The organism is Coralloluteibacterium thermophilum (assembly GCF_042654365.1).
GTDB classification, from domain to species: Bacteria; Pseudomonadota; Gammaproteobacteria; order Xanthomonadales; family Xanthomonadaceae; genus Coralloluteibacterium; species Coralloluteibacterium thermophilum.
Window position 1 is genome coordinate 36,366 of the sequence record NZ_JBHSGG010000043.1, and the last position, 12,212, is coordinate 48,577.

11 protein-coding genes and 1 tRNA gene are annotated in these 12,212 nt (G+C 71.8%); 4 read left to right on the forward strand and 8 right to left on the reverse strand.

All coding sequences use genetic code 11. The features are described 5' to 3' along the window. Complete coding sequence (locus tag ACFO3Q_RS14735) at positions 1 to 3,123, forward strand: efflux RND transporter permease subunit (RefSeq protein ID WP_377005493.1); 3,123 nt, start codon at positions 1 to 3, stop codon at positions 3,121 to 3,123. Between the two features lie 111 nt (positions 3,124 to 3,234). After that, positions 3,235 to 4,464 carry a M61 metallopeptidase family protein gene (locus ACFO3Q_RS14740; protein ID WP_377005495.1) on the forward strand — a complete coding sequence of 410 codons (1,230 nt, stop codon included), beginning with the start codon at positions 3,235 to 3,237 and terminating at the stop codon, positions 4,462 to 4,464. 128 nt (positions 4,465 to 4,592) lie between these two features. On the opposite strand, the gene ACFO3Q_RS14745 is transcribed toward ACFO3Q_RS14740, so the two are convergent. The 4 genes from ACFO3Q_RS14745 to ACFO3Q_RS14760 form a co-directional block, all read right to left on the reverse strand. Continuing rightward, positions 4,593 to 6,020 carry a M28 family peptidase gene (locus ACFO3Q_RS14745; RefSeq protein WP_377005496.1) on the reverse strand — a complete coding sequence of 476 codons (1,428 nt, stop codon included), beginning with the start codon at positions 6,018 to 6,020 and terminating at the stop codon, positions 4,593 to 4,595. A 115-nt stretch (positions 6,021 to 6,135) separates the two neighbouring features. Further along, positions 6,136 to 6,576, reverse strand: coding sequence for a large-conductance mechanosensitive channel protein MscL (mscL, locus tag ACFO3Q_RS14750; RefSeq protein ID WP_377005497.1), 441 nt, complete (start codon positions 6,574 to 6,576; stop codon positions 6,136 to 6,138). A 64-nt stretch (positions 6,577 to 6,640) separates the two neighbouring features. Beyond that, positions 6,641 to 7,342, reverse strand: coding sequence for a fumarylacetoacetate hydrolase family protein (locus ACFO3Q_RS14755; protein ID WP_377005498.1), 702 nt, complete (start codon positions 7,340 to 7,342; stop codon positions 6,641 to 6,643). Positions 7,343 to 7,427: 85 nt separating this feature from the next. Next, a complete protein-coding gene (locus ACFO3Q_RS14760; RefSeq protein ID WP_377005499.1) occupies positions 7,428 to 7,691 on the reverse strand; it encodes a hypothetical protein in 264 nt (87 codons plus the stop codon). Between the two features lie 60 nt (positions 7,692 to 7,751). On the opposite strand from ACFO3Q_RS14760, the gene ACFO3Q_RS14765 reads away from it, so the two are divergent. Next, positions 7,752 to 8,081, forward strand: a complete 330-nt coding sequence (locus tag ACFO3Q_RS14765) for a Rieske (2Fe-2S) protein (protein ID WP_377005500.1) — start codon at positions 7,752 to 7,754, stop codon at positions 8,079 to 8,081. 14 nt (positions 8,082 to 8,095) lie between these two features. Here ACFO3Q_RS14765 and ACFO3Q_RS14770 read toward each other — a convergent pair whose 3' ends face one another. From ACFO3Q_RS14770 to thiS, 4 genes are all read right to left on the reverse strand, one after another. Beyond that, positions 8,096 to 9,934 (reverse strand): SLC13 family permease, encoded by a 1,839-nt coding sequence (locus tag ACFO3Q_RS14770; protein WP_377005501.1) that lies wholly within the window; start codon positions 9,932 to 9,934, stop codon positions 8,096 to 8,098. 30 nt (positions 9,935 to 9,964) lie between these two features. After that, positions 9,965 to 10,735 (reverse strand): tRNA (guanosine(46)-N7)-methyltransferase TrmB, encoded by a 771-nt coding sequence (trmB, locus tag ACFO3Q_RS14775; RefSeq protein ID WP_377005502.1) that lies wholly within the window; start codon positions 10,733 to 10,735, stop codon positions 9,965 to 9,967. Next, a complete protein-coding gene (locus ACFO3Q_RS14780) occupies positions 10,735 to 11,535 on the reverse strand; it encodes a thiazole synthase (protein WP_377005504.1) in 801 nt (266 codons plus the stop codon). The genes trmB and ACFO3Q_RS14780 overlap by 1 nt, the downstream gene beginning before the upstream one ends. Before the next feature lie 71 nt (positions 11,536 to 11,606). After that, positions 11,607 to 11,807: a sulfur carrier protein ThiS gene (gene thiS / locus ACFO3Q_RS14785; RefSeq protein WP_377005506.1), complete on the reverse strand. Its 201-nt coding sequence runs from the start codon at positions 11,805 to 11,807 to the stop codon at positions 11,607 to 11,609. A gap of 172 nt (positions 11,808 to 11,979) precedes the next feature. On the opposite strand from thiS, the gene ACFO3Q_RS14790 reads away from it, so the two are divergent. Beyond that, positions 11,980 to 12,053, forward strand: a tRNA-Gly gene (locus ACFO3Q_RS14790). The last annotated feature ends 159 nt before the right edge of the window (positions 12,054 to 12,212 follow it).

Consider the following 12,212-nt stretch of genomic DNA (forward strand, 5'->3'; position numbering starts at 1 on the left):
ATGCGTCTGTCCGATATCTCGATCCAGCGGCCGGTCTTCGCGACCGTCCTGAGCCTCCTGCTGGTGGTGCTCGGGGTGATGGCCTTCACCCGGCTCACCCTGCGCGAACTGCCCGCCATCGACCCGCCCATCGTGTCGGTGGACGTGAACTACCCCGGCGCCTCCGCGGCGGTGGTGGAGACCCGCATCACCCAGTTGCTGGAGGACGCGCTCGCCGGCATCGAGGGCATCGACATGATCGAGTCGCGCAGCCGCAACGGCCGCGCGAGCGTGACCATCGAGTTCACCCTCAACCGCGACATCGAGGCGGCCGCCAACGACGTGCGCGACGCCATCAGCCGGATCATGGACCGCCTGCCGGACGAGGCCGACGCGCCCGAGGTGGCCAAGGTCGAGAGCGACTCCGAGGTCGTGCTCTGGCTCAACATGAACGCCGAGGGGCGCGACACCCTCGAACTCACCGACTACGCCGAGCGCTACGTGGTGGACCGCCTGTCCGCGCTCGAGGGCGTGGCGCGCGTGCAGATCGGCGGACGCCAGCGCTACGCCATGCGCGTCTGGCTCGACCGCGAGGCGCTGGCGGCGCGCGGGCTGACGGTGGCCGATGTCGAGGGCGCCCTGCGCCAGGAGAACATCGAGCTGCCGGCGGGCCGCCTGGAGTCGCTCGACCGCGACTTCACCCTGCGCGTGGAGCGCCGCTACCTGGCGCCCGAGGACTTCCGCAACATCCCGCTGGCGCGCGGCGACGACGGCTACGTGGTGCGCGTCGGCGACGTGGCGCGCGTGGAGCGCGCGGCCGAGGAGCCGCGCGCCTACTTCCGCAGCAACGGCCAGTCCAACGTCGGCCTGGGCATCGTCAAGACGTCCACGGCGAACAGCCTCGACGTGGCGCGCGCCGCCCGCGAGGAGGCCGCGCGCATCCAGGAGACGCTGCCGGAAGGCATGTCGATCTTCGTCGCCTTCGACAGCACCCAGTTCATCGAGGCGGCGGTCGAGCGGGTGTACTGGACCCTGGCCGAGGCCGGCATCCTCGTGGTGCTGGTGATCTTCCTGTTCCTGGGCAGCGTGCGTTCGGCGCTGATCCCCGCGGTGACCCTCCCGGTCTGCCTGGTCGCTGCCTTCATCGCGCTGTACGCCTTCGGCTTCACCATCAACCTGCTCACGCTGCTGGCGCTGGTGCTGTGCATCGGCCTGGTGGTGGACGACGCCATCGTCGTGCTCGAGAACGTGCAGCGCCGCGTCGACCTGGGCGAGCCGCCGCTGGTGGCGGCCAAGCGCGGCACGCGGCAGGTGGCTTTCGCGGTCATCGCCACGACCGCGGTGCTGGTGGCGGTGTTCCTGCCGGTGGGCTTCATGGAGGGCAACATCGGGCGCCTGTTCCGCGAGCTGTCCGTGGCGCTCGCCGCGGCGGTGGCGCTGTCGGCCTTCGTGGCGCTCACGCTGACGCCGATGATGTGCTCCAAGCTGGTCCGCCGGCAGGAGAAGCCGCTGGGCTTCAACGCCTGGATCGAGCGCCAGCTGACCCGCCTCACCGACGGCTACCGCCGCGTGATCGGCCGCACCGTCGGCCGCCCGCTGCTGTTCGGCGGCGTGCTGCTGGCGACCCTCGCCGCCAGCCTGCTCATGCTGCGCCTGGTGCCCAGCGAGCTGGCGCCGGCCGAGGACCGCGGCTCGTTCTTCGTCTCGGTGGTGGGGCCGGAAGGCGCGGGCTACGACTACACCGTGCAGCAGATGCAGCAGGTGGAGCAGGTGCTGTTCGGCTTCCTCGGCGACGACCAGCCGCTGCAGCGCGTGAACACGCGCGCGCCCGCGGGCTGGGGCGGCAGCGAGGAGATGCACACCGGCCAGGCCATCGTGTTCATGAAGGACTGGCGCCAGCGCGACGTGAGCACCGCCCAGGCGGTGCAGCAGGTCAGCGGCCAGCTCGCCGAGATCCCCGGCGTGCGCGCCATCGCGATGTCGGGCGGTGGCCTGGTGCGCACCCGCGGCCAGCCGGTGCAGCTCGTGCTGGGCGGCCCCGACTACGAGGAGCTCGCGCTCTGGCGCGACCGCATGCTCGCCCGGATGGAGGCCAATCCCGGCCTGCAGGGCGCCGATTCCGACTACAAGGAGACGCGCCCGCAGCTGCGCGTGCAGATCGACCAGGTGCGCGCTGCGGACATGGGTGTCTCCACGCAGGAGATCGGCCGCACCCTCGAGACCATGATGGGTTCGCGCCGCGTCACCACCTTCGTGGAGGACGGCGAGGAGTACGAGGTCATGCTGCAGGCGCAGCCGGACAACCGCGCGTCGCCGTCCGACCTCGACAACCTCTACGTGCGCTCGCAGCGCACCGGCGAGCTGGTGCCGCTGGCCAACCTGGTGACCCTCTCCGAGATCGCCGAGCCGGGCCAGTTCAACCGCTTCAACCGCCTGCGTGCGATCACCCTCTCGGCGCGGCTCAACCCCGGCTACACCCTCGGCGAGGCCCTGACCTGGCTGCAGCAGGTCGCGGCCGAGGAACTGCCCGAGTACGCCCAGCTCGACTACAAGGGCGAGTCGCGCGAGTACCAGAAGGCGGGCGGCGCGGTGGTGTTCACCTTCATCGCCGCGATGCTCATCGTCTACCTGGTGCTGGCGGCGCAGTTCGAGAGCTTCATCCATCCGCTGGTCATCATGCTCACCGTGCCGCTGGCCCTGCTCGGCGCGCTGTTGGGCCTGGCGGTCACCGGCGGCACGCTCAACCTGTTCAGCCAGATCGGCATCGTCATGCTGGTCGGACTGGCGGCGAAGAACGGCATCCTCATCGTGGAGTTCGCCAACCAGCTGCGCGACGAGGGCAAGGCGGTGGTCGAGGCGATCAGCGAGGCCGCGGCGACCCGCCTCCGGCCGATCCTGATGACGTCCATCGCCACCATCGCCGGCGCGGTGCCGCTGGTGCTCGCGGGCGGCCCCGGCTCGGCCAGCCGCGCCACCATCGGCGTGGTGCTGATCTTCGGCGTGGCCTTCTCGACCCTGCTCTCGCTGTTCGTGGTGCCGGCCTTCTATGCGCTGCTGGCGCCGTTCACCCGCTCGCCCGAAGCGCTGGCGCAGGAGATCGAGCGGCTGGAGAAGGAGACCCCGGCCGTCGGCGGCCACGCCTGACGACGACACCTGCCGGCCCGGCCGCTGCGCTGCGGCGGCGGGCCGGCTTCGTGCCGCGTTCATCGCGAGCGGGCACAATCGGCGGCTGTTTCTTCGTCAACGCGAACGCCGATGCGCCATCGCCTGTACGCCGTCCTCGCCCTCGTCTGCCTGCTCGTCGCGCCGGCCGCGGCGCAGGCCGCACGCACACCGACCTACGACGTGGACTACCTCGTGCGCTTCCTCCCCGGGGAGAAGGCCGCCGACGTGACCATCCGCGTGCGCCAGGGCAGCGGCAGCCTGCGCACCCTCGACCTCGACATGCCGGCCGCACGCTATACCCGCATCGAGGGCGACGGCGGGGTCGAGCGCGACGGCGACCGCGTCGTCTGGGACGTGCCGGACGACGGCGGCGCGCTGCGCTACCGCTACGAGATCGACCGCCGCCGCCGCGACGGCGGCTACGACGCGCGCATCACCGACGACTGGGTCATCGTGCGCGGCGACAGCCTGGTGCCGTCCGCCCGCACCCGCACGACCCGCGGTGCGCGCTCCGAGGCGACGCTGCGTTTCGAGCTGCCGGCCGACTGGGGCGTCGACACCCAGTGGGAGGACATCGACCGGACCAGCTTCAGGGTGAGCAATCCCGACCGCAGCCTCGCCCGGCCGACCGGCTGGGTGATCGCCGGCGAGCTCGGCATCCGCCGCGAGCGTCTCGACGGAACCCTGGTGAGCGTCGCGGCGCCGCGCGGCGACGCCATGCGCCGCAACGAGATCCTGGCGATGCTCAACCTGGTCCTGCCGGAGATGAAGGAGAGCTTCGGCAGCCTGCCGCCGAAGCTGCTGATCGTCGGCGCCGGCGATCCGATGTGGCGCGGCGGGCTGTCCGCGCCGATGTCGCTGTACATGCATTCGGCCCGGCCGCTGATCAGCGAGAACGGCTCCAGCACCCTCGTCCACGAGGTGGTCCACGTGGTGACGCGCGTGCGCGGCGCCGGCCGCGACCGCTGGATCGGCGAGGGCATCGCCGACTACTACGGCATGCGCCTGCTCAACCAGGTCGGCATGCTGAGCGACAGCCGCTACGCCCGCGCCATCGAATGGATGGAGGATCGCGGCAAGGACATCGATTCGCTGGAAGGCACGCTCGCACAGGGCGCGCTGCGCGCGCGCGCGGTGATCCTGTTCCGCGACCTCGACGCCGAGATCCGCGAGGCCACCGACGGCGAGCGCGATCTCGACGGCGTGGTGCGCGAGCTCATGAAGAAGGGCAGCGTACGCACCGCCGACGTCCGCGCCGCGGCGGAGGCCGTGCTAGGACGGCCCGCCAGGACCCTCGACACGCCGCTGCTGGACTACTAGAACGCATACGCGCGGAAGACGGATCGCGCCGCAGGAGCGGGCGTCCGTGGGGCCGCTGGGGCCGGACCTGCCGGTCGCGGTCCGGCCGATGGCGCTCGACGGGCCCGAGGGGCCCGTCGCGAGGGCGGTCAGTCGCCGCCGGTCCTCGGCGCGCTGCCGAAGTCGCCCTCGGCCTCGGCGGCCAGGTAGGCGAAGACCGCGTAGGCCGCGACCTGCTGGTCGAGCGCGGCCGGCTCGATCTTGTCGAGCGTGTCGTTCGCGGTGTGGTGGTAGTCGAAGTAGTCGGTGCCGTCCTGCGCGAGCTGGGCCCAGGCCATGCCGCGCTGGACCATCGGCCCGACGTCCGGGCCCGGGCTGCCGCCCTCGGCCTCGTAGGCGATGCCGATCGGGGCGAGCACCTCGCCGATCCGCGCGATGGCCTCGCGGGCCTCGGGCTTCACGCCCGCGCGCAGCGCGTAGATGCGGCCCGCGCCGAAGTCGCTCTCGGCGCCGATGATCTGCCGGGCGATGTCGCCCCCGTGCTCGCGCGCATAGGCATAGGCGCCGATCAGGCCCTGTTCCTCGTTGGCGAAGGCGATCACGCGGACGGTGCGCTTCGGGCGCTCGGGCAGCGCGGCGATCAGGCGGCCCGCTTCCATGGTGATGGCGATGCCCGCGCCGTCGTCGATGGCGCCGGTGCCCAGGTCCCAGGAGTCGAGGTGGCCGCCGATGAAGACGATCTCGTCGGGCCGTTCGCTGCCGACGATCTCGCCGATCACGTTGTGCGAGGTGTACTCGCCGCGGGTCTCGGCGTCGATGTCCAGGCGCACCCGGACCGGCTGGCCGCGTTCCAGGATGCGGGCGAGCTGGTCGGCGTCCGGGATGGAGAGCGCGGCCGCCGGGATGGGTGTCACGTCGTCGGCGTAGCGCATCATGCCGGTGTGCGGCATGCGGGCGGAGTCGGTGCCGATGGAGCGGATGAGCACGGCGCGGGCGCCGTGGCGCGAGGCCTCGTTGGCGCCCTGGCTGCGGGCACCGACCACCCGGCCGTAGCCGCGGCCGTCGCGGAAGCGCTCCATCTTCTGGTCGATGAAGGCGATGCGGCCGCGCACGCTCGCCGGGTCGGCGGCCTTCAGTTCGTCGAGGCTGCCGAAGCGCACCACCTCGGCCTCGATGGCCTCGCCGCCGGTGCCGACGCTGCCGCCGAGGGCGGTGATCAGCAGCGGCTGCGGGAACGGCGCCACCACCTCCGCACGCTCGTGCCCGCGGTGCCAGACGGGGAAGGTCACCGGCTCCAGCCGCACACGGTCGTAGCCCAGGGCGCGGAAGCGTTCCTCGGCCCAGGCCACGGCGCGGGCATCGGCCTCGGTGCCGGCCATGCGCGGCCCGATCTCGGTCGTCAGGGACTCGACGATCCCGAACGCACCGGTGCCCGCCATCGCGCTGTCGCGCAGCGCGACGGCGGTGCCGATGGCTTCGTCCGGGATGCGGGTGCCGCCTTCCTGCGCGGACAGGGGCAGGGCGAACGACAGGGCGACGACGAGTGCGCCGAGGCGCCGGGGCAGGGGAACGCGCATGCAGGGCTCCGGTAGTGGCGGGGCGCCCGGCGCCCGAGGGGGCGCCGGCCGAAACCGCCGAGTCTACCGATCGCGGGTCCTGCGTCCCGTGCCGAAAGGCCGATGGCGCGCGGCCTCAGGGGCTGGCGCCGCTGCCGCTCCTGGCCTTCAGCGCGTCGCGGATCTCCCGCAGCAGGACCACGTCCTCCGGCGGCTCGGCCGGCTGGGGCTCCGGCGGCGCCGGTTCGTTGCGCTTGAGCCGGTTGATGACCTTGACCACGAGGAAGATGGCGAAGGCCACGATCACGAACTGGATCAGCACGTTGATGAAGGCGCCGATGCCGATGGCGACGGCGGGGACGTCCTCGCCGGCGGCATTGACGGTCGCCTCGCGCAGGGGGATCACCCAGTCGGCGAAGTCCACGCCGCCGATCAGCAGGCCGATGGGCGGCATGATGATGAGGTCGACCAGGCCGGTGACGATCCTGCCGAACGCGGCACCGATCACGACGCCGACCGCGAGGTCGACGACGTTGCCGCGCATGGCGAATTCCTTGAACTCCTTGACGATGGACATCGCGCTCTCCGGGGGCTGGGGGCGGAAGGGATGATGCGGGAAAAGAACGTCGTCCGGAATCGTCTCAGCGAGGGCAGGGCGCGATGCTGCCCTCGAAGGCGATCAGCCCGTCGACGCCTGCACGGAAGCGGTCGCCCGGCTGCAGCGCGGCCACCCCGGCCGGCGTCCCCATGAAGATCAGGTCGCCCGCGCGCAGGTCGTACAGCGTGGACAGGGCATGCACGATCTCGGGCACGCCGAAGATCATCGCGTCCAGTCCGCTCTGCTGGCGGACTTCGCCGTTGACCTCCAGCCAGAGCCGCGCCGTCGGGCCGGGGACGGCCACGGACGCCGGCACCAGCGCGCTGGCGGGCGCCGAGGCGTCGAAGCCCTTGGCGGTGTCCCAGGGAAGGCCCTTCTGCTTGGCCGCGGCCTGCAGGTCGCGGCGGGTGAGGTCGAGGCCGACGCCGTAGCCGTAGACCAGGTCCAGCGCCTCGTCCTGGGGCACCACGCCGGCGGCGTCGCGTCCCAGCGCCACCACCAGCTCCACCTCGTGGTGCAGCTCGCGGGTGCCCGGCGGGTAGGGCACGGTGCCGCCCCCGGGAACCAGCGCGTCGGCAGGCTTGTGGAAGAACACCGGGTTCCCGCGGTCCACGCTGGCGCCCATCTCGCGCGCGTGGTCGGCGAAGTTGCGGCCCACGCAGTAGATGCGGCGGACGGGGAAGCGGGCGTCGCTGCCCTGGACCGGCAGGGTCGCCTGCGCGGGGGCGGGAATCACGGTGTTCATGGGCACCTCGGATGACGGACACGAAAACGCCCGGCCGGGGCCGGGCGTCGTGATTGTCGCCGCGCGCGGCGCGCGACGCGAGGGTTCAGCGGGAGAGCATGGGGTCGCGCTTGCGGACCACGCGGTACTCGCCCTCGATCACGCCGTCGCGGTTGGGCGCCTCGACCGGCGCCCGCAGCTGCGCCGCGATCCGCCAGATCATGCCGGCGGCCAGCATCGCCAGGCCCACGAACAGGCCGAAGACCAGCAGCAGCGACAGCACCGCGACGCCGGCCACGCCGAGCGCGAACTTGGCGAGCGGATGGCGCGGCTTGCGCAGGTCGAACTGGACGAAACGGAAGCGGGACATGGCACGGGCGTGGCAAGATTCCAGGTCGCAATTATGGGCGAATCCGTCCCGGAGAAAGTAATGACCCCGTTAATCGAAGCCGCCGCCGTGGGCGAGGACGCCTACAGCCACGCCGAGGCGACGGTCGCGGGGGAGCCGGCCTCCCTGGTCCTGATCCGGGTCGAGGGGCAGGTGCGCGCCTGGCACAACGTCTGCCCCCATGCCGGGCGGCGCCTCGACTGGGCGCCGGGCCGGTTCCTGGTCGACAAGGCCGGCCACCTGGTCTGCGCGGCGCACGGTGCGAGCTTCCGCCGGGCCGACGGCCTCTGCGTGGCGGGGCCCTGCAAGGGCCAGTCGCTGGTGGCGGTGGCGGTCGAGGAGCGCGACGGGCAGGTCTGGCTGGCCGACTAGCCGACGCCGCGGCGTCACCAGATCAGGTTGACCATCAGCACCACGACCACGAAGTAGATCAGCATCAGCGGCGCGCCGATGCGCAGGTAGTCGCGGCTGGAGTAGCCGCCCGGGGCGGAGACCATCGCCAGCACCGGGTTGGAGGCCGAGAGGAAGTTGTTCGCGGCGGAGAGCGCGACCACCATCGCGAACACGCTGGGATTGCCGCCCACCGCAAGCGCCAGGTTGATCGCCAGCGGCACCATCACCACGGTCGCGCCCACGTTGGTGATGACCATCGCGAAGAGCGTGGTGAGGAGCGCCAGCGCCAGTTCGAAGGTCCACACCGGCATGTCGTCGGGCAGGCGTTCGAGCACGCCCTGGGTCAGCCAGGCGGCGGCGCCGGTCGAGTCCATGGCCCAGCCCAGCGGGATGAGGCAGGCCATGATGAACACCGTCTTCCAGTTCACCGAGGCGTAGGCCTCGTCCATGTTGAGGACGCCGCCGACCAGCATGGCGGCGGCCCCCGCCATCAGCGCCACCGGCACCGGGATCTGCGCCGAGAGCGCCAGCGCCATGGCCGCGGCGAAGATGCCCAGCGCCATCCACAGCTTGTGCGGGCGCTGCTCCTCCTTGGGGTAGTCGGTGACCACCACGAAGTCGCGCTTGGAGGCGGCCTGGGCGAGGTCGGTCCAGATGCTGTGGAAGACCAGCAGGTCGCCCGCGCGGATGGCCAGCCGGCGCAGGTCCTCGCGGAACACCTCGTTGTCGCGGTTGACCGCCAGCACGCTGATGCCCCAGCGCTTGCGCATGCGCAGGTCGGCGACGGTCTGGCCGATGAAGGAGGAGTTCGGCGGCACCACCGCCTCGGAGATGCCCGCGCGGCTGGGATTGAAGAGGTCGCCGAAGTTGCGCAGGCGGGCGCTGACCCGGAGCAGGTTGTTCTGCGCGTAGTCGTGGATCGCCTGCCGGCTGCCCATCACGCCGAGCACGCTGCCGACCCACAGCATCTCGTCGGCCGGCGGCGCCAGGCGCGCGGTCTGCCCGCTCTTGAGCGCCAGGAACAGAGGCGCGCCGTGCTGCGCCTCGGCCTCGCCGATCGACATGCCCACCAGCGGGCTCTCGGCGGTCACGGTGAGTTCGAACAGCTCGCCCTCGATGCCGTAGGTCTGCGAGAAGTAGCTCTCGGTGCGCGCCGGGGTCGCGCTCTTGTCGGCCGCCACCTCCAGCCAGCGGCCCCCGAAGAAGCGGAAGTAGGCGAGCGACGCGGCGAGCAGCGCCAGGCCGACCGGCATCGGCGCGAACATCGCGAACGGGACCAGGGTGGTCGCGCCCGAGGGCAGGTTGTCGTTGGCGTGCAGCAGCAGGTCGTTGAGCAGGATCAGCGGCGAGTTACCGACCATGGTCAGGCTGCCGCCCATCACGACGGCGGCGCCGATCGGCAGCAGCAGGCGCGACAGCGACAGGCCCGTGCGGTTCGACAGGCGCGAGGTGACCGGCAGGAACAGCGACATCACCGCGGGGTTCTGCATCGACGAGGAGATCGCGCCGGCGATCGCCGAGGTCATGAGGATGAGCCGCTCCTCCATGCCCCTGGACTTGCGCAGCAGCCACACCGCGAGGCGGTTCAGCGCACCGGTGCGGTCGAGCCCCGCGCCGAGGATCATGGTGGCCATCACGCTGATGACCGCGTTGCCGGCGAAGCCCGCGAACAGGCGCTCCGCCGGCACCAGCCCGAGCAGCCCGAGGGCGATGAGCACGACCAGCGCGGTGAGGTCGGCGCGGACACGCTCGGTCATGAACATCGCCATGGTGAACCCCACCAGGCCGAACACCAGCAGCATGTCGTTGGTGAGCGTCAGGCTCTCGTCCATGTCCGCGCGCGTGTCCTCGTTCTCTCGCCGTCAGGGCACCCGGTCGCAGACGATGTCCCAGACCCCGTGGCCGAGGGCCAGGCCGCGCCGCTCGAAGTGGGTCTCGGGACGCCAGGGCGGCCTCGGCACGGTTCCGCCGGGGCCGGCCCGGTTGCGCAGCCGCGGTTCCGCGGCCAGCGCCTCGTGCATGTGTTCGGCGTAGGGCGCCCAGTCGGTCGCCAGGTGCAGCCGCCCGTTGGGCGCCAGCTTGTCGGCGACCAGGGCGAGGAAGCCCGGCTGGACGAGGCGGCGCTTGTGGTGGCGCTTCTTGTGCCAGGGATCGGGAAACCAGATGCGCACCTCGTCGAGCGTGCCGTCGGCGATCTCGTCGCGCAGCACCTCCACCGCGTCGTGGCAGTACACCCGGACGTTTCCGGTGCCGTCCTCGCCCAGGCCCAGCAGCAGGCGGCCGACGCCCGGCGCATGCACCTCGATGCCGATGAAGTCGCGCTCCGGGTCCTGCGGTGCCCACCAGCGCAGCGCCTCGCCGTTGCCGAAGCCGATCTCCAGCACCCGCGGCGCGCTGCGGCCGAACACCGCGTCGAAGTCGCGCGGGGTGCCGGCGTACTCCAGGCCCAGCCGTGGCCAGTGGGCCTGCATGGCACGCTCCTGGCCCGGGGTCAGGCGCCCTTGGCGCAGGACGAAACTGCGCACCTCGCGGCGCCCCGGCGTCGGCGTGAACGGCTTGCGCGCCGGGCCGGGCAGGCCCTCGGCCGCCTCGTCCGGGTCCTCTGCGCTCGGGTCGTCCGGCCGCACCGTCATCAGAGGGAGAGCCCGTCCAGCGGCGACGAGGCGCTCGCGTGGCGTCGGCGCGGGATGCGGCCGGCCAGGAAGGCCTCGCGCCCGGCGACGACCGCATGGCGCATCGCCGTGGCCATGCGGACCGGGTCGCGCGCGCCGGCGATCGCGGTGTTCATCAGCACGCCGTCGCAGCCCAGCTCCATGGCGATGGCCGCGTCTGACGCGGTGCCGACGCCGGCGTCCACGATGATCGGCACCTTCGCGTTCTCGACGATCTCGAGCAGGCTCCAGCGGTTCTGGATGCCCAGGCCGGAGCCGATCGGCGCCGCCAGCGGCATGACCGCCACGCAGCCGATCTCCTCAAGGCGCTTGGCGAGGATGGGATCGTCCGAGGTGTAGACCATCACCTCGAAGCCGTCCGCCACCAGCGTCTCGGCGGCGGACAGGGTCTGCACGACGTCGGGGTACAGCGTCCTCTGGTCGCCCAGGACCTCGAGCTTGACGAGGTTGTGGCCGTCCAGCAGCTCGCGCGCGAGGCGGCAGGTGCGGACCGCCTCCTCGGCGGTGTAGCAGCCGGCGGTGTTCGGGAGGATGGTGAAGCGGTCCGGCGGCAGCGCGTCCAGCAGGTTCGGCGCGTCGGCGTCCTGGCCGATGTTGCTGCGGCGGATGGCGACGGTGACGATCTCCGCGCCCGCCGCCTCGGTGGCGCGACGGGTCTCGTCGAAGTCCTTGAACTTGCCGGTTCCGGTCAGCAGGCGCGAGCGGAAGCGTCGGGTGCCGACCTGGAGGAGGTCGGCGGCATCGGGGGCGATTTCTGGCATCGGGGGATTATGGCCGATGCGGCCGGGGGATGAACCCCATCGCGCACGCCGCGGCGGATGGCCGCCGTCGTTCAGCCGCCGCCGATGGCGCTGACGATCTCCACGCGGTCGCCTTCGGCAAGCCGGTGCTCGCCGTGGCGGCTGCGCGGGACGATCTCGCGGTTCACCTCGACCGCCACCCGGCGCCCGGCGAGGCCGGCCTGCTCGAGCAGCTGCGCCACGGTGGCGTCGGGCGGGGTGTCCAGGGGGGTGCCGTTGAGAGTGATCTGCATGGGCGGAAGTCTACGGCGTGCCGTGCACTTCGGGGCGAGCGCAGGGCAGCCTTTGAGGCGCGTCGGGAGAGCAGGGCGCAGCGCAGGCCGGGCGTCCGGGCCGGGTGGGCGCCGCACCGTGCGCGGCAACGATTGAGCCGCGCCGCGGCTGGCAGTAGACTCGCCGCCCGACGCGGGTGTAGCTCAATGGTAGAGCTGTAGCTTCCCAAGCTACTGACGAGGGTTCGATTCCCTTCACCCGCTCCAGTTTAGGTTCCATGGAAATCCAAGGAGTTCCATAAACCACTGTCAGCAAAGAATTTTTTGCTAGGCAGGCGTCCAGTGAGAGCCACCGAAAGCCACCCGAAGCTACGACTTTTAAGTCCAAGCATAAGTCCAAGTAAGCGGGTGGGTCCGGGTCCGGTT

Excerpts from the sequence above, each read along its gene's own strand:
- ACFO3Q_RS14735 (WP_377005493.1), top strand. The coding sequence starts at position 1 with ATGCGTCTGTCCGATATCTCGATCCAGCGGCCGGTCTTCGCGACCGTC.
- ACFO3Q_RS14740 (WP_377005495.1), top strand. The coding sequence starts at position 3,235 with ATGCGCCATCGCCTGTACGCCGTCCTCGCCCTCGTCTGCCTGCTCGTC.
- ACFO3Q_RS14745 (WP_377005496.1), bottom strand. The coding sequence starts at position 6,020 with ATGCGCGTTCCCCTGCCCCGGCGCCTCGGCGCACTCGTCGTCGCCCTG.
- mscL (WP_377005497.1), bottom strand. The coding sequence starts at position 6,576 with ATGTCCATCGTCAAGGAGTTCAAGGAATTCGCCATGCGCGGCAACGTC.
- ACFO3Q_RS14755 (WP_377005498.1), bottom strand. The coding sequence starts at position 7,342 with ATGAACACCGTGATTCCCGCCCCCGCGCAGGCGACCCTGCCGGTCCAG.
- ACFO3Q_RS14760 (WP_377005499.1), bottom strand. The coding sequence starts at position 7,691 with ATGTCCCGCTTCCGTTTCGTCCAGTTCGACCTGCGCAAGCCGCGCCAT.
- ACFO3Q_RS14765 (WP_377005500.1), top strand. The coding sequence starts at position 7,752 with ATGACCCCGTTAATCGAAGCCGCCGCCGTGGGCGAGGACGCCTACAGC.
- ACFO3Q_RS14770 (WP_377005501.1), bottom strand. The coding sequence starts at position 9,934 with ATGGACGAGAGCCTGACGCTCACCAACGACATGCTGCTGGTGTTCGGC.
- trmB (WP_377005502.1), bottom strand. The coding sequence starts at position 10,735 with ATGACGGTGCGGCCGGACGACCCGAGCGCAGAGGACCCGGACGAGGCG.
- ACFO3Q_RS14780 (WP_377005504.1), bottom strand. The coding sequence starts at position 11,535 with ATGCCAGAAATCGCCCCCGATGCCGCCGACCTCCTCCAGGTCGGCACC.
- thiS (WP_377005506.1), bottom strand. The coding sequence starts at position 11,807 with ATGCAGATCACTCTCAACGGCACCCCCCTGGACACCCCGCCCGACGCC.